Raw genomic sequence first — 14681 nt, 5'->3', positions numbered from 1 at the left:
GGCCCCTTTTGGGGTACTATAAGAGATGCGGTGTGCGCAAGTATGTCGCACGGTACTACTCGGTTGAGGAAATGCTCAACTTATAGAAGAAGTTGTGGAGATGGAAGGGGTTATCCTCTTCACCTCCAAAGGAGATCGTTTGTCGAAGGAAGATGCAATTGAAGTGATGGCGGTGGTTGTCGAAACCCTGCCGAATGCGATGTTCAAGGTCGAGCTTGAGAACAAGCACCAGGCCCTTGCACACGTCTCCGGACGTATGCGCAAAAACTTCATTCGTATCCTCCCCGGCGACCGCGTCGCGATTGAGCTCAGCCCGTACGATCTCAACCGCGGCCGCATTGTCTACCGCTACAAGTAGACAACGGCTACGGGAGCCCATCCCGTCTCCATCATGGGTTGCTCAAGCGCATTTGCACTTGGGATAGGTCAGGGCGATTTGCCCTGGCATTCAGGTCGTTTGTCGGAAGGGAGTTTCGGCCCTTGAGACGCGTCCTCTGGTTTGTCGGGTTTACGTTGCATAAAAGAAGGGAATCACAATGAAGGTTCGTGCCTCAGTAAAGAAGATGTGTGATAAGTGCAAGGTCATTCACCGCCGTGGTGTGGTGCGTGTTATCTGCGAAAACGCGAAGCACAAGCAGCGCCAGGGATAAGAGGACCGCGAAAGGTCTTCTGCAGCACCAAGCATTACCGGCCCCGTCGGGCTAGTTAGCCGAAGTCAAGGCTTGCGTTGAACCCGACGGACCTGCCGTAAACCAAGAACCCGCTTCCGTGGCGAAGCTACGAAGCTCAACCGAAAAGGAACCCCATGGCACGTATTGCTGGAGTCGATGTCCCTAACAACAAACAGGCGCGCATCGGTCTCACCTACATCTTCGGAATCGGCGACTCTCGCGCCGCCAAGATCCTCGCGAAGGCGGATGTCGATCCGGTCGCGAAGGTTGGCACGCTCGATGAGGACGCGCTGAACCGCATCCGTCAGGTTATTGAAGCCGAGGGCCAGATCGAAGGCGATCTCCGCAAGGACATCTCGCTCAACATCAAACGCCTGATCGAAATTCAGTCCTATCGTGGCCTCCGCCATCGCCGCAGCCTTCCTGTTCGTGGCCAGCGCACCCACACCAACGCTCGCACCCGCAAAGGCCCACGTAAGGGAACCGTTGCCGGTAAGAAGAAAGCGACGAAATAAGACATGGCGAAGACACAGAATACGAAGGGCGCAGCAAAGCCCGGCAAGAATAAGAAGTTCAAGAAGCGCGAGCGCAAGAATGTTCCATTTGGTCTCGTCTTTATTCAGGCTTCGTTCAACAACACTATCGTCACCATCACCGACCAGGTTGGCAACACACTGAGCTGGAAGTCGTCTGGTTCCCTTGGCTTCCGCGGCTCCCGTAAGGGGACTCCGTTTGCGGCGCAGCAGGCCGCAGTCGGTGCAGCCAACGCAGCTCGCGACCATGGTGTTCGTTCGGTCGATGTGCGCGTCTCGGGTCCCGGCTCTGGCCGTGAGTCCGCGATCCGCGCTCTCGCCACCACCGGCATCGAGGTTCGCAGCATCCGGGACGTTACGCCGATGCCGCACAACGGTTGCCGTCCGCCGAAGCGCCGCCGCGTTTGATCTGTGGCACTTCTGATGAAGTCCGAATGCGAGCGCTGCAATACAGCTCTCGATGCAGACGGAATAGCCTTCATCTGCAGTTATGAGTGCAGTTTTTGTGCAACATGCGCTCAGGTTATGAATGCAATCTGTCCCAACTGCGGCGGTGAGCTTGTTCTCAGGCCCCGTCGCAGGCAAGACGTTACCGCAACTGGATCGTGAAGAAGCGCTGCCCGCGCGTAAAGCGATCGTCACCCGAAGTCAGGAGTTATAAAAATGGCACGTTACACCGGACCCGTCTGCCGCCTTTGCCGCCGCGACGGCACCAAGCTCTTCCTCAAGGGAACCAAGTGCTTCTCTGAAAAATGCCCCGTCGAGAAGCGCAACTTCCCCCCAGGCCAGCACGGCCAGTCCCGCAAAGTGAAGAAGGTCGTCGGCTACGGACTGCAGCTCCGCGAGAAGCAGAAGGCCAAGCGCATCTACTTCACCCTCGAGACCCAGTTCCGCGCCTACTACCAGAAGGCCTCGAACAAGACCGGCGTTACTGGCGAACTCCTGCTCCAGCAGCTTGAGACCCGCCTCGACAACGTCGCCTACCGCCTCGGTTTCGCGATGAGCCGCCGCCAGGCCCGTCAGGTCGTCCGTCACGGTCACCTCCAGGTCAATGGCCGCAAGGTCAACATCCCGTCCTTCCAGGTGAAGGTTGGTGATGAGATTGCGATTCGCGAGGGCTCGAAGGCTCTGGTTATGCTCGAAGAGGCAAAGAACTTTGCCGCGGGCCAGAACCAGGTTCAGTGGCTCGACATCAATCGCGACAATCTCTCCGGCAAGGTCATCGCTCTGCCGAAGCGCGAGGACGTCAACCTGCCCGTCAACGAGCAGCTGATCGTCGAACTCTACAGCAAGTAACCGCTGTAGTTACACATATAAGATTCGTCATCTTGCAGCGTGGCAAAGAATATCGTATTTGTTCTTTGCCGCGCTACAAATGCGAAAGCAACACAACAAACTAACGCGCAATAGAAACACCCCGCCATCTCGCAGAATGCATCGCGAGTGAGCCGGAAAAGGAGAAACACATGCTTTGGAGAGGTTTTCAAAAGCCCAAGCGTCTCGCAGTTGACACCGAAACACTCACCGAAAAGTACGGCAAGTTCTCCGCGCAGCCCTTTGAGCGCGGCTTCGGTACCACTATCGGCAACGCCCTTCGCCGCACCCTTCTGTCCTCAATCGAGGGTGCCGCAGTAACCGCCGTTCGCATCGAAGGTGTCCTGCACGAGTTCCAGTCCATCACTGGTGTTGTAGAAGATGCAACCGACATCATCCTGAACCTCAAGCAGATTCCGTTCAAGCTTGCCGGCGAAGGCCCCAAGGCTCTCTACCTCCGTGCCGACCAGGCCGGCGTCATCACCTCCGGCATGATCGAAGCTGACGGCGACGTCGAGATCCTCGACAAGAACGTCTACATCTGCACCGTCTCTGAAGGCGGCAAGATCGACATGGAGATGCGCCTCAAGCGCGGCCGTGGCTACATCTCTGCCGACAAGAACTTCGACGGCGACCTCGGCCTCGGCTTCATCCCGGTCGACTCTGTTCACTCGCCCGTTCGCAAGGTCAACTACCTCGTTGAGGCAGCACGTCTCGGTCAGATCACCGACTACGACAAGCTCACGATCGAGATCTGGACCAACGGCACCGTGCTCCCGGCGGATGCGCTCGGCCTCTCCGCCAAGCTGCTGAAGGACCACATGACCATCTTCATCAACTTTGAAGAGGAGATGGAAGCCGGTCACGACGGCAGCCACGACGGCCCCGCCCTGCGCAACGAGAACCTCAACCGCTCGGTCGAAGAGCTCGAGCTCTCCGTCCGCAGCTACAACTGCCTCAAGAACGCCAACATCGCCACCATCGGCGAACTCATTCAGAAGACCGAAGCCGAGATGCTGAAGACCAAGAACTTCGGCCGCAAGTCTCTGAACGAGATCAAAGAGATCCTCGCGCAGATGGGCCTGTCCCTTGGCATGAAGATCGACGAGAACGGCAACCCGCAGCCCGGACCCACCTCCGTCCTGCCTGCTGCCACACTCGCCGCCAGCTTCGGCAACTTCGATGACGATGATGACGAAGACGAAGATGAGGACGAAGACCTCGACCTCGTCGGTAGCGAACCAGAGAACTTCTAACCAGTACTGCGGCGGTAGATTCGCTCTGCCGCCGCAGTCTCTAGATAAAATCGCAACGCAAGTTGCGTAGCAGTAGGCCTCTTGATTGACCCGAGGTAGCTTCACCCGCGCCAGGCTTAGGCCGAACGCACACATTCCAAGCAATACCGACTCACGGCCAGAGCCGAGTCGAAGGAGATCATCGATGCGTCACCGTAATGCAGGATACAAACTAGGCCGCAACACCAGCCATCGCCGCGCCATGCTGCGCAACCTCGTCACCTCCGTCATCCTGATGGACCGCGTCGAGACCACCATCACCAAGTGCAAGGCCACCCGCCCCCTCATCGAGAAGATGATCACCCTCGGCAAGCGCGGTACCGTCCACGCCCGTCGTCAGGCCGCAGCTTACCTCATGACGCCTGAGTCGGTTGACCGCCTCTTCGCCACAGTAGCGCCCCGTTACGCTGCGCGTCAGGGCGGATACCTCCGCATCACGCGCCTTGGAGCCCGTAAGGGTGACGCCGCCGAGATGGCCTACATCGAGCTCCTCGGTGCAGAGCACGAGCTCAACGAGAAGGCGCAGAAGCGCGCCGAAGCCCGCACCAAGAAGCGCGAAGAGCTTGCCAAGCAGATGGAAGAGCGCGGCGAAGGCGAAGCTGGCGATCCGAACGCGGAAGCGTAACCTTCAGAGCACAATATCAACATAGAGAGGCGCACCCCAAAGGTGCGCCTCTTTTTCTTGCAAGATCTAAAATTATCTAACCGCTGTGCACCATAACGCGATTTTTTCCCGCGCGTTTAGCGGCATATAAAGCCTCATCTGCCAGTTCCACCAGCTGAAATCCATTCTCCAGGAGCTCGTTCATCGAAGCCATTCCTACGCTGATTGTCAGTGGTTGATTTTCCCAGTCCTCCGTAGCAACCCGCTGCATGACGCGTCGGGCGAGGCCCATGGCGCTCTCTTCGCCGCTCTCCGGCAGCAGGACTACAAACTCCTCTCCTCCGTAACGCGCAGGCAGGTCGGGCAATCGCACTGTTGTTCGTAGGATCATGCCAAGTCGCCGCAGCACCTCGTCCCCCGCCGCATGGCCCCAGCGATCATTGATAGTTTTGAAGTCGTCAACGTCGATCAGAAGTACCGAAAGTTCCCGCTTTCTCCGCCGCGCCAGTGAAAACTCCATGACCAGTCGCTCTTCAAACGATCTGCGGTTCCGCAATCCCGTCAGCTCGTCGGTGACGGCTAGCTTTCGCAGCTGATCGTTGGCGTCTTCGAGTTCGCGATGATAGCGTTCTAGTTCCGCCTGATGGGCTACCTCCTCAGACACATCGACGGCCACTCCTGCCAGCAGTACATTTCCCGCCGAATCGTGACAGGGAAACTTGAAGGATCGTAGCGAGCTAACCGACCCGTCGGAGTTCCGAATATGCTCTTCGGTCTCGACCATCTTTCCGCCAGCCATCACCTCGAGATCATGAGTCCGTACAGACTTGGTCAGTTTTCTCGACCAGAGCTGCTCGTCGGTTCGTCCGAGCCACGCGTATTCGCTTACTCCAAACCGTTTCGCGAAGCTGCGGTTGTAGAAGAGCAATCGTCCCGCGGCATCTTTGATATAGCTCAAAAACGGGCTGGCATTCATGAACGCCCGAAACAATTCTTCACTCGCCCTAAGCCCCGCGCTCGCCCTTTCTTTCTCCGCCAAGGCCTGTTCCAGCGCCCGCCGCTGTACCATCGCTTGCAGCCGGAGACTTATCTGTCGCCCGAATATCTCGAGAGCCTCGGATTGATCCTCACTGAGGATGCGAGGGGACATGTCGACTACGCAGAATGTCCCCATCGGCTCGTCGTCGGAATTGTACAAACCGACCCCGGCGAAAAAGCGGATTGCCGGATCCAAAGTCACCAAAGGATTGCTGGAAAACCGCGTATCCAGCAGGGCATCCTTCACCATGAAGAGCCCCTTTTGCCGAACCGCGTGCGCACAAAAAGCTACCTCCCGCGGTGTTTCACCCATCTTCAGGACTTCGGACGCACGATACCATTGGTGTCGCTCATCCAGCAGCGTCACCAGGCCGAGTGGAGTTCCGCAGAGACAGGCAGCAAGCCGTACCAGTTCGTCACATTCAAGCTCTGGCTGGGAGTCCAACAAATCACGTGTCCAGATCGCCCTTAAGCTAGCGGCTTCAGCTTCTGTTCGACGCACGCTCATCTATCACCGTAAAATCAAAGACAAGGATAGCTGCGGGAACTTGCATATACCAGAGTCAATTTCAAGTGCTTACGAAAGTAACCTTGTACTCTATTCCCATTGTGGGAACATTCGCGGCTGCAGGCCAAATTCCGTATAGGTCCGACCAGTTCCGGGTTGGTCTCATGCCAAAGCCTTGCTGATCCCCTCACCCTGCTCTAATCTAGAGACAATCATGTATGAAGACTTCAAAGTAACCGACCGCTGGACCGGGGAAGACCTTCACTGCGTATGGAAGGGAACCATCGTGGCCATCGCGACGCGCCATGCCGACGCTACCGACATCCGCTTTGCCGTCAATGGCAAACCTGTCTGGATCGCCATGCCAAACCTGGCTTGGGTCGAGCAGAAGCGCCGTACGGGGTATGTTATTACGGATTATCTTGCTGCACAGACCGCCGGCCGGTATCTGCAGCACGCCGTCAAGTCTGGATACGATAATGGCCGCGAGATGTACACCATGACTGTCGATGAGGTCCTCGAACACGCCAGCGCCGTAGTAAAGGAAGCTGGCCGCACCGACAATCTTCCAAGTCTTCCCGTCATCAACGAGAATATTCGAGCCGAAGACGAGTTGGGCATTCACCTTCCAGGCGAACCAGCATAACCTCCCAGGGGTTTGGTCCATGTTCACGCGCCGCCGATTCCTTGTCTTGTTTCCTGCCTTCACGGCTTCTGCGCGCGCCTTCGCCGCCTGGCCCATTCGCAAAAAGAAAATAGTCCCGCCGACCCCGATTCATGTTTTTTTCGGAACTGACACGAACAAGGGAGTCTGCAAAGGCATTTACCGGTCGATCTTCGATCCCGCCCTGGGTCAACTGGATCCGCCGGTGCTCATTGCAGCTACGGCCCGACCGTCTTATCTTGCCGTGTCGCCTCCCGGCTCGAGCCGCCGCTCTCTTTATGCGGTCAATGCCATCAACGATCCTGCCGCCACAGTTACGACTTTCATGCTGGATCCAGGAACCGGCAACCTTCAGCAGACGGGTCAAGTCCCTTCTGGCGGTGCAGGACCTGCTTATGTTTCGGTAGACTCTACCGGCCACGCTGCCTTTGTCGCTAACTACATGGGCGCTTCCATCGCCTCCTATCGTGTCCAGCCGGATGGCACGCTCAGCCAACCGGTCGAACGCCTCGATTTCAAAGATCATCAGAAGTTTGGGGCACTCGGGCCTAACTCTGCTCGTCAGGAGAACTCGCACCCGCACTGCGTTACGATCTCGCCGGACGACCGCTTCCTCCTGGTTTGCGATCTTGGAACCGACCACATCTCCGTCTTTTACATTCATCCTGAGACGGGCCAACTCTCCGATCCGCACCTGTTCACCAACGAGCGTCCAGGGTCAGGACCGCGCCACGTCGTCTTCCACCCCAACGGCCGCTGGGTCTACTGCATCAATGAGATCGACTCCAGCATCGATCGCTGCCTGTGGACAGCTACTCGCTTCAGCAACGCGCCGCAGGGCCTTCTGGTAAACTCCACTTTCTCCATCAAGACGATCGCGCCGGGCTTTCCTGCCGAGAAGAATACCGCGGCTGAAATCGCCATCTCACCCGACGGAAATTTTCTGTATGCCAGCAATCGTGGGGAAGACTCTCTAGTCGTCTTCTCGATTGCAAAAAACGGCGACCTTACGCTGCTCCAGCGGATCGCCTGCGGCGGCAAAACGCCTCGCCACTTCACGCTGGATCCGACGGCGCAGTGGCTGCTCTGCGGGAATCAGGACTCCGCAAATGTCACGGTCTTTCGCCGCGATGCGGCTACTGGAAAGCTCTCCGGCCCCGCGCAGACCGTCGCTTTGGACTCGCCTCTGTTCACGCTCTTCGCCTAGGATCGCGATGACAATCGGCTGGGAAAATTGCAGGTGAGCCTTACAGAAGGCTCCTGCCCTGGCGCCCCTTTCGTCTCACAGACGCCGTCGCCAGGAGCGAAGAGGCCCGGTTAAACTTTAGGCAATGTAGCCATATCGATTACGAAGCGATACTTCACATCGGCCTTCAATACCCGCTCGTAAGCTTCGTTCAGTTTGTCGACCGAGGTCAGTTCAATGTCGGAGACGATGTTGTGCTCGGCGCAGTAATCCAACATCTCTTGCGTCTGGTTCATCCCACCGATCCCCGATCCTGCCAGCGAACGCCGATTGGCCACCACAGAAAACGGAGCCACCGACAAGGGTGTTTCAGGCAGACCCACCAGGCACAGGGTTCCATTCAACCGCAGCAGATTCAGATACTGGTTTATGTCGTGGGGCGCCGAAACGCAGTCGAGAATAAAGTCGAAGCTCCCAGTGTGTTTGGCTAGGGCAGCGGCATCTTTAGTGACAACCACCTCATCGGCACCCAACTTCTTCGCGTCTTCGATCTTGTTTTCGGAGGTGGTGAACTGCACCACATGCGCGCCGAAAGAATGAGCGAACTTCAAACCCATGTGACCCAAACCGCCCAGTCCAACCACGCCCACCTTGCTGTTCTTTCCAACCTTCCAATGACGTAGTGGTGAGTAGGTTGTAATCCCTGCGCACAGCAACGGCGCCACCGCAGCGAGGTTCAACTTCGGGGAGATCGTGTGGACATAATTCTCGTTCACAACGATGTTGTTGGAGTAACCGCCGTAAGTGACTTCTCCCGCGTAGTCGCGCTTGTTGTAGGTTTCGACTGCACCCTTCAAGCAGTACTGCTGTTCGTCGGCCTTGCAGTTCTCGCACACCCGGCAGGAGTCGACGATCACTCCGACGGCGGCGAGATCGCCTACCTTGAACTTCTTTACCGCACCACCAACTGCGGTCACATGCCCGACGATCTCGTGCCCTGGCACCATCGGATAGATCGAGCCGCCCCACTCATCGCGAGCCTGGTGGATATCCGAGTGGCAGACACCGGAGTAAGCAATCTCAACGACTACATCGTTCGCGCCTGGCTCACGTCGCTCGAAGTTGAAAGGAACCAGAGACGACTTCTTATCGTGCACCGCATATCCACGTGACTTCATCTTTTCCCCTTTGTCTTTGCAGTATGACTAGCAGCTATTAAGAGATGTTTGTTCTGGCGCGAGCTCCGCTCGATTTCAGTTATTCGTCGTAGTGGAGCAGGCTCAATACGTCGTACTCTTGAAACTTCTCGCGGCCCTTCAGAAAATCGAGTTCAATCGCAAACCCAAGTCCCGCGATCTCTCCGCCGAGCTGCCGCACCAGTTGCACCGTCGCCTGCATCGTGCCGCCGGTCGCGAGCAGGTCGTCGACAATCACGACGCGCTCACCCGGTTGGATGGCATCGAGATGAATCTCCAGAGAGTCGGTCCCGTACTCAAGATCGTAGTTCACACGAGCTGTTGGGGCGGGCAGTTTCTTTGGCTTGCGTACCGGCACAAATCCCGCGTTCAGGCGATACGCCAGCGCCGGTCCGAAGATGAAGCCGCGAGCCTCGATGCCCAGCACCAGGTCGATCTCTTTTCCAATGTAGTACTGCGCGAAGGCGTCGATCAGCGTGGCGAATCCCGCCTTATCCTTCAAGACCGTCGTAATGTCATAGAACAGAATCCCAGGCTTCGGAAAATCCGGCACGGTGCGGATCAGAGTCTTCAGTGGTTCACAATTAATCGGTAGTGTCATCAGTTCTTACCAGGCTCCTTCAATCTCAAATGGTCCGAGCTGCGCGCCTTCGCTCTCGACCAGTTCCTGTTCCTCTACGGCGTCGACGCGGCTGCCGCGCGAACCCTTCCGCAGCGCGTTCTTCAACTCGGCAAGCTCTTCTGGTTTCCCCGCCGCAACGATCTCGACGTGACCCTGGTCGGTATTCCGGACCCATCCCCGCAGGCCAATCTCAGCCGCCTCCTGGTGCACGAACCAGCGAAACCCGACTCCCTGCACGCGACCTTTGACGAGGTAATGGCACACCATGGAGCCTCCAGTTTCGCAGAGCAGCCACCCCCATGCAAGGCACAGCAGACGAAAGAAAAGGCGGAGCCAATGACTCCGCCATCTCTAAGAATGAACTTTGTTACGCCCTGCTCATGTAGGCGCCTTCTGCAGTATCCACGCGAATCTTTTCGCCTTCGTTAATGAAAGCGGGCACCTGCACGACGAGCCCTGTTTCGAGCTTTGCTGGCTTGGAGACCGACGACGCTGTCGCCGACTTAATCCCCGGCTCAGTCTCCATCACGGTCATCTCGACTACTCCCGGAAGCTCGATGCCGACTGCCTTCCCATCGTGGAAGCTGACGTTGATCGAGAGATTCGGCAGCAGATAATCTACCGCATCCCCCAGGGTGTCGCGCTTCAGCATGGTCTGCTCAAACTTGTCATCCATGAAGTAGTACTCATCGCCGTCGTTGTAAAGAAACTCCATTTTTACCTCGTCGACGATGACGCGTTCAATCGGATCAGGCGAGCGAAAGCGCTCGGTGAACATCGCGCCCGTGCGCACATTGCGAAGCTTTGCCTGGATGAAGGCGCGGAGGTTGCCGGGAGTACGGTGTTCTACCGAGAACACCAAGTGAAGATCGTCCTTGTACTTGATAATCATGCCCGGGCGCATCTGCGTTGCGGGAATCGACATAAGAGAAAACCCCTGATCTGTGCTGAATTCAGCTGTACTGAGAATTTTTGGTGTGAGCCTCGGCATCTCTGCCGGCGAGCCTACAACCCTATAATTGTAGCTCAGTGAGCACGTTTCATGCTCCCGCCGCCGCCTTGACATCACGGCTGATCAGTCGCCAAAGATCTTTCGGAAGAACCGGCCCAAAGCGTGCGCGAAACCGTGACGAGTTGGCGTTGGCGGTTGCGAATTGGGCGGGGTTGTAGTCTGCGCAGCCGCGCTCGTGGTCGCTTCTCCGGTCTTTCCCTTCGGCTCTGGCGCAGCAGCCGGTGTCAGGCTATCCGCTCCCTCGCCGGAGCTGAGGGTCGCCGCAACCTGCTCATGCAGATCTCCCGCTGGAGCCTGCGGCACCGCAACCGGAGCCAATCCCGCACTCACGGCAGCAGGGAAGGGATGCTGTTCCGCCGCAGTCTTTGAGGCGTCACCTGGGTTCAAGAGTGCGTCGGCTACCGTCATCGTAGGCTCGGGAGCAGGCTCCGGAGGACACCCGCACGAAGAACTCTCGTGGTCGACAACCTCTTTCAGGCTGCCATGCTCGAACAGCACATGCTGTCCCGCTTTGAGCTCGTAGGTCGACTCACCAAACTGGTCTGCGATATTCAAAACCGGAGCCTGTGCTCCGCGATTCTCGACACAGGTATCGCCGTTCCTGGTCACTCGAAGCTGCAGATCGAGCGGTCCATCTCCACGCATCGTAAAACGCAGGTCAGGCGTCATCACCATATCGTGAGTCGTCGCGGCCATCTGGACCTCAATCGCCCCGCGATCCAGTGCCAGCATCAACGGCTGCTGGCTAGCTCCCTGACCACCCACTCCCTGACCCGACGTCACATGCAGCCCGCTGGTCGCGCACACCCGCACCGTGCCGCCGCGCTTCAACTCAATCTCCGCCGTATGATCTCTCGCCGTGACGGTCGTGTTCCCCACCAGGATCGCCTGCCCGTTGCTCACCTCGAGAGCCCCCGCAACGTTCGCATTCTGAATCCCCACCACCCCAATCGGCTGCTGCGCCCGCGCCACTCCACATCCGATCGCGAACACAACCATCAGCCGACGCACCATCACAACCCCACCCTACATCTTCAGAAAATTTTGAATGATCTGCTTCCCATGCACTGTCAGCACGCTCTCCGGATGAAACTGCACCCCTTCAATCGGCAGCTCACGATGCCGCAGGGCCATAATCGTCTCTCCATCCGCCGTCCTCGCCGACACCTCCAGCTCCTCCGGCAGCCCCTCATCCGACACAATCAGCGAGTGGTACCGCGTACACGTCATCGCCGATGGTATACCCGCAAAGATGGTCTTCCCATCATGCTCCACCTCGCTCGTCTTGCCGTGCATCAGCTTCGGCGCGCGAATCACATTGCCCCCAAACGCCGCCCCAATCGCCTGATGCCCCAGGCACACCCCAAGAATCGGCACCCTCGGCCCACCCGCCGCCCCCAGCGCGGCGAAGTGCTTGATCAGCTCCATGCTGATCCCCGCATCCTGCGGCGTACACGGCCCCGGCGAGATCAAAATCCTCTCCGCCCGCAGCGCCTCAACCTCCTCTGGCGTCAGCTCATCGTTGCGCCGAATCACCATCTCGGCCCCAAGTTCACCCATATACTGCACCAGGTTGTAAGTAAACGAATCGTAGTTATCCAGAACAAAGACCATAACAATCCTTAAATTCTACGCCCCACATAGCGCGCTATTGTCGAACGCTTATTGAGAACTTGCCGATAACCAGACTTTTGAGGAGAAACCAGCGAAGCGTATTCTTATGCGCTTTTTGCTAATCACTGAACGGACGGTATCGTTGCCAGAATGACAAGCGCCTTACGAAGAATACGACTTCTCCCGGCACTGGCAGCGGGGCAATTTGGTTGCCGCAATTGTTAGGGGCCTGCAATCCCTTGCTCAGAATTGTGGCAACTGAGTAGGTCGGTTTTGCGTCCGGCTCGCTAGCGCAAAGCCTGTACTCGTTCCAGGACCTGTCACTCTTAGTCACGCTCTCAAGTACAAGGGTGTCACTCTGTTGCACTTGAACAAAGTACTTGTCACCATCGGCAACGGCATAAACCGTAGTCCCTCGAAATTGCCGCACGATCTCTAGGCTTACGCGTGCGCCGACTACTGGCTTTCCAGTATGTCCGTCAACGACAGCCAGTCGAATGCTCACCTGGGCGGCAGCATAGTGTATTACAACGGCCAACGGAGCAGTGAAAAGCACTAAGAACCATTTCATAACAAGACTTTATCCCAACTACATTCTTCAACACGGGGTTATCGGCAACGTCGAGTGCACATAGCGAGTCCACTAAACACTCCGCGCCCGCTCAATCGCCCTAACCACCGCTCGCGCTTTATTCCCACACTCCTCAAACTCCTTCTCCGGCACCGAATCCGCCACAATCCCCGCTCCCGCCTGAAAGTGTCCCTGCTCCCCATTCATGTAAAGCGTCCGAATCGCAATACAAGAATCCAGATTCCCACTGAAGTCCGCATAAAGCACACTCCCGCCATACACCCCTCGCCGAGCCGGCTCCAGCTCCTCAAGAATCTCCATCGCGCGAATCTTCGGCGCACCACTCAGCGTCCCTGCAGGGAAGCAGGCACGAAACGCATCCAGCGCCCCCAACCCCGCTTTCAACTTGCCCTCCAGCGAACTCACCATATGCATCACGTGGCTATACCTCTCCACGAACATCAGATCCTTCACCTTCACCGACCCAAACTCACTCACCCGCCCCACATCGTTCCGCCCCAGGTCGACCAGCATGATGTGCTCGGCCACCTCCTTCTCATCCGCGCGCAGATCCGCCTCCATCGCCCGATCCTTCACCTCATCCGCACCCCGCGGTCTCGTCCCCGCAATCGGGCGATACTCCACCTCACGCCCATGCACCCGCACCAGCAGCTCCGGCGAAGACCCCACAATATGCGCCACAGTCTTGTTTTTCTTGCTGCTATCCTTCGCGAAGTTGTTTCTCTTGTCGGCGAACTCGCCTTTTTTGTTGTCATCCTTCGCGGAGCGGAGGATCTGCGTTTTGCTTTTTGTTTTTTCCTCCAACCCAAACCGCAAAAAGTACATATACGGCGAAGGGTTCACAATCCGCAGCGCACGATACACCTCAAACGCATCCACCCCCGGCACACAATCGAACCGCTGCGACAGCACACACTGAAACACATCCCCCGAAGCGATGTACTCCTTCGTCTTCTCCACCGCCTTCAGAAACGCAGCCTTCGGAGTCCGAGAAGTAATCTTCAACTTTCCCTCAGGCTTCTTCTTCCGCCGCACCGGCAGCGCCTCGGCCAGCCGCCTCTCCATCTTGTTCAGCCGCCGCACCGCCCGCTCATACGCCCCCTCGCGAGCCTCCCGTGTCAGGTCCGCCGTCACCATCAGGTGAATCTCCTTCTTCACATGGTCGAACGCCAGCACCTGATCAAAGAACATCAGGCAAGCATCCGGGACTCCCAACTCATCCTTCGCAAGTGTTGGCAGCTTCTCGATCTGCCGCACCACGTCATACGCAAAGAACCCAACTGCACCCGCTGTAAACGGAGGCAGCCCTGGCAATCGCGCCGGAGTATGCCCACTCAGAGCCTTCTTCAGCTCCTCAAAGATGTCCCCATCAAACGTGCTCTCCCGCCGGCCCTCGCGAACCGTAATCCGCGTCCCCCGCGCCACCATCCGCTTATACGGCTGTATCCCGATAAAGGTATAACGTCCCACGTGCTCGCCACCCTCGACCGACTCCAGCAGAAATGCCTCCGGCTCCTCGGACGCGATGCGCAGAAACGCCGACACCGGAGTCTCGAGGTCTGCCGTCACAGTGCGATAAACGGGCACCAGCGAGTGTTTACGGCTTAACTTCAGAAATTCACGGGCAGAGGGGAGGGAACTGGAGTCGAAAGAAGGCATGGCTTCATCCATCATAAATGCGTCTTTATGCACGTTTTACGCTAGGTGCTCTAGCCTTAATCGTAACGGCTCCTCCCCCATCCGTTCGATTGCACATCGTCATTCGGCGAGCCTATACTCCTCGAGTTTGGCCACAGACCGGTCTGGCACAAGCTGTATCCTGCTTCTTGTGA

The 14681-nt window shown here is 57.5% G+C and carries 18 protein-coding genes; 10 read left to right on the top strand and 8 right to left on the bottom strand.

All coding sequences use genetic code 11. The features are described from left to right. The first annotated feature begins 139 nt into the window (after positions 1-139). From infA to rplQ, 8 genes are all read left to right on the top strand, one after another. The gene (gene infA, locus RBB81_RS23165) at positions 140-358 is read left to right on the top strand and encodes a translation initiation factor IF-1 (protein ID WP_013581270.1); all 219 of its coding nucleotides are present in this window, start codon (positions 140-142) and stop codon (positions 356-358) included. A gap of 178 nt (positions 359-536) precedes the next feature. Further along, positions 537-650, top strand: coding sequence for a 50S ribosomal protein L36 (gene rpmJ / locus RBB81_RS23160; RefSeq protein WP_158790629.1), 114 nt, complete (start codon positions 537-539; stop codon positions 648-650). A gap of 155 nt (positions 651-805) precedes the next feature. After that, a complete protein-coding gene (rpsM, locus tag RBB81_RS23155; protein WP_179585614.1) occupies positions 806-1186 on the top strand; it encodes a 30S ribosomal protein S13 in 381 nt (126 codons plus the stop codon). A 3-nt stretch (positions 1187-1189) separates the two neighbouring features. Then, on the top strand, positions 1190-1612 hold the full coding sequence (gene rpsK, locus RBB81_RS23150) for a 30S ribosomal protein S11 (RefSeq protein ID WP_179585612.1): 423 nt from the start codon (positions 1190-1192) through the stop codon (positions 1610-1612). Between the two features lie 15 nt (positions 1613-1627). Further along, positions 1628-1813: a DUF1272 domain-containing protein gene (locus tag RBB81_RS23145; RefSeq protein WP_353073973.1), complete on the top strand. Its 186-nt coding sequence runs from the start codon at positions 1628-1630 to the stop codon at positions 1811-1813. Between the two features lie 54 nt (positions 1814-1867). Next, positions 1868-2500 (top strand): 30S ribosomal protein S4, encoded by a 633-nt coding sequence (gene rpsD / locus RBB81_RS23140; RefSeq protein WP_179585608.1) that lies wholly within the window; start codon positions 1868-1870, stop codon positions 2498-2500. Between the two features lie 170 nt (positions 2501-2670). Further along, on the top strand, positions 2671-3774 hold the full coding sequence (locus tag RBB81_RS23135) for a DNA-directed RNA polymerase subunit alpha (protein WP_179585606.1): 1104 nt from the start codon (positions 2671-2673) through the stop codon (positions 3772-3774). 184 nt (positions 3775-3958) lie between these two features. Continuing rightward, positions 3959-4438, top strand: a complete 480-nt coding sequence (rplQ, locus tag RBB81_RS23130; protein WP_020715205.1) for a 50S ribosomal protein L17 — start codon at positions 3959-3961, stop codon at positions 4436-4438. A gap of 76 nt (positions 4439-4514) precedes the next feature. Here rplQ and RBB81_RS23125 read toward each other — a convergent pair whose 3' ends face one another. After that, the gene (locus RBB81_RS23125; protein ID WP_353072305.1) at positions 4515-5963 is read right to left on the bottom strand and encodes a GGDEF domain-containing protein; all 1449 of its coding nucleotides are present in this window, start codon (positions 5961-5963) and stop codon (positions 4515-4517) included. 214 nt (positions 5964-6177) lie between these two features. Here RBB81_RS23125 and RBB81_RS23120 point away from each other — a divergent pair, with 214 nt between their 5' ends. Further along, the gene (locus tag RBB81_RS23120; RefSeq protein ID WP_179585602.1) at positions 6178-6609 is read left to right on the top strand and encodes a hypothetical protein; all 432 of its coding nucleotides are present in this window, start codon (positions 6178-6180) and stop codon (positions 6607-6609) included. A 19-nt stretch (positions 6610-6628) separates the two neighbouring features. Beyond that, positions 6629-7834 carry a lactonase family protein gene (locus tag RBB81_RS23115; RefSeq protein ID WP_353072304.1) on the top strand — a complete coding sequence of 402 codons (1206 nt, stop codon included), beginning with the start codon at positions 6629-6631 and terminating at the stop codon, positions 7832-7834. 110 nt (positions 7835-7944) lie between these two features. Here the strand turns inward: RBB81_RS23115 and RBB81_RS23110 are convergent, their stop codons facing one another. From RBB81_RS23110 to RBB81_RS23080, 7 genes are all read right to left on the bottom strand, one after another. Beyond that, the gene (locus RBB81_RS23110) at positions 7945-8991 is read right to left on the bottom strand and encodes an NAD(P)-dependent alcohol dehydrogenase (protein ID WP_353072303.1); all 1047 of its coding nucleotides are present in this window, start codon (positions 8989-8991) and stop codon (positions 7945-7947) included. Between the two features lie 79 nt (positions 8992-9070). Next, the gene (locus RBB81_RS23105) at positions 9071-9610 is read right to left on the bottom strand and encodes an adenine phosphoribosyltransferase (protein WP_179585596.1); all 540 of its coding nucleotides are present in this window, start codon (positions 9608-9610) and stop codon (positions 9071-9073) included. Between the two features lie 6 nt (positions 9611-9616). After that, positions 9617-9898 (bottom strand): acylphosphatase, encoded by a 282-nt coding sequence (locus RBB81_RS23100; RefSeq protein ID WP_353072302.1) that lies wholly within the window; start codon positions 9896-9898, stop codon positions 9617-9619. Positions 9899-9998: 100 nt separating this feature from the next. Further along, positions 9999-10556, bottom strand: a complete 558-nt coding sequence (gene efp / locus RBB81_RS23095; RefSeq protein ID WP_179585592.1) for an elongation factor P — start codon at positions 10554-10556, stop codon at positions 9999-10001. Between the two features lie 150 nt (positions 10557-10706). Next, a complete protein-coding gene (locus RBB81_RS23090) occupies positions 10707-11657 on the bottom strand; it encodes a nuclease (RefSeq protein ID WP_353072301.1) in 951 nt (316 codons plus the stop codon). Positions 11658-11669: 12 nt separating this feature from the next. Then, the gene (locus tag RBB81_RS23085; RefSeq protein WP_353072300.1) at positions 11670-12257 is read right to left on the bottom strand and encodes an anthranilate synthase component II; all 588 of its coding nucleotides are present in this window, start codon (positions 12255-12257) and stop codon (positions 11670-11672) included. Between the two features lie 643 nt (positions 12258-12900). After that, on the bottom strand, positions 12901-14523 hold the full coding sequence (locus tag RBB81_RS23080) for an anthranilate synthase component I family protein (RefSeq protein WP_423248041.1): 1623 nt from the start codon (positions 14521-14523) through the stop codon (positions 12901-12903). Positions 14524-14681: the final 158 nt, after the last annotated feature.

This window comes from Tunturibacter gelidoferens (genome assembly GCF_040358255.1).
Lineage (GTDB): Bacteria > Acidobacteriota > Terriglobia > Terriglobales > Acidobacteriaceae > Edaphobacter > Edaphobacter gelidiferens.
This window is presented reverse-complemented; position numbering and strand designations above follow the sequence as displayed.

Coding starts and splice junctions, on each gene's coding strand:
- RBB81_RS23115 (WP_353072304.1), top strand. CDS start 6,629: ATGTTCACGCGCCGCCGATTCCTTGTCTTGTTTCCTGCCTTCACGGCT.
- RBB81_RS23090 (WP_353072301.1), bottom strand. CDS start 11,657: ATGGTGCGTCGGCTGATGGTTGTGTTCGCGATCGGATGTGGAGTGGCG.
- RBB81_RS23145 (WP_353073973.1), top strand. CDS start 1,628: ATGAAGTCCGAATGCGAGCGCTGCAATACAGCTCTCGATGCAGACGGA.
- RBB81_RS23100 (WP_353072302.1), bottom strand. CDS start 9,898: ATGGTGTGCCATTACCTCGTCAAAGGTCGCGTGCAGGGAGTCGGGTTT.
- RBB81_RS23110 (WP_353072303.1), bottom strand. CDS start 8,991: ATGAAGTCACGTGGATATGCGGTGCACGATAAGAAGTCGTCTCTGGTT.
- RBB81_RS23135 (WP_179585606.1), top strand. CDS start 2,671: ATGCTTTGGAGAGGTTTTCAAAAGCCCAAGCGTCTCGCAGTTGACACC.
- rpsM (WP_179585614.1), top strand. CDS start 806: ATGGCACGTATTGCTGGAGTCGATGTCCCTAACAACAAACAGGCGCGC.
- rpsD (WP_179585608.1), top strand. CDS start 1,868: ATGGCACGTTACACCGGACCCGTCTGCCGCCTTTGCCGCCGCGACGGC.
- efp (WP_179585592.1), bottom strand. CDS start 10,556: ATGTCGATTCCCGCAACGCAGATGCGCCCGGGCATGATTATCAAGTAC.
- RBB81_RS23125 (WP_353072305.1), bottom strand. CDS start 5,963: ATGAGCGTGCGTCGAACAGAAGCTGAAGCCGCTAGCTTAAGGGCGATC.
- rpmJ (WP_158790629.1), top strand. CDS start 537: ATGAAGGTTCGTGCCTCAGTAAAGAAGATGTGTGATAAGTGCAAGGTC.
- RBB81_RS23085 (WP_353072300.1), bottom strand. CDS start 12,257: ATGGTCTTTGTTCTGGATAACTACGATTCGTTTACTTACAACCTGGTG.
- RBB81_RS23105 (WP_179585596.1), bottom strand. CDS start 9,610: ATGACACTACCGATTAATTGTGAACCACTGAAGACTCTGATCCGCACC.
- RBB81_RS23120 (WP_179585602.1), top strand. CDS start 6,178: ATGTATGAAGACTTCAAAGTAACCGACCGCTGGACCGGGGAAGACCTT.
- rpsK (WP_179585612.1), top strand. CDS start 1,190: ATGGCGAAGACACAGAATACGAAGGGCGCAGCAAAGCCCGGCAAGAAT.
- rplQ (WP_020715205.1), top strand. CDS start 3,959: ATGCGTCACCGTAATGCAGGATACAAACTAGGCCGCAACACCAGCCAT.
- RBB81_RS23080 (WP_423248041.1), bottom strand. CDS start 14,523: ATGATGGATGAAGCCATGCCTTCTTTCGACTCCAGTTCCCTCCCCTCT.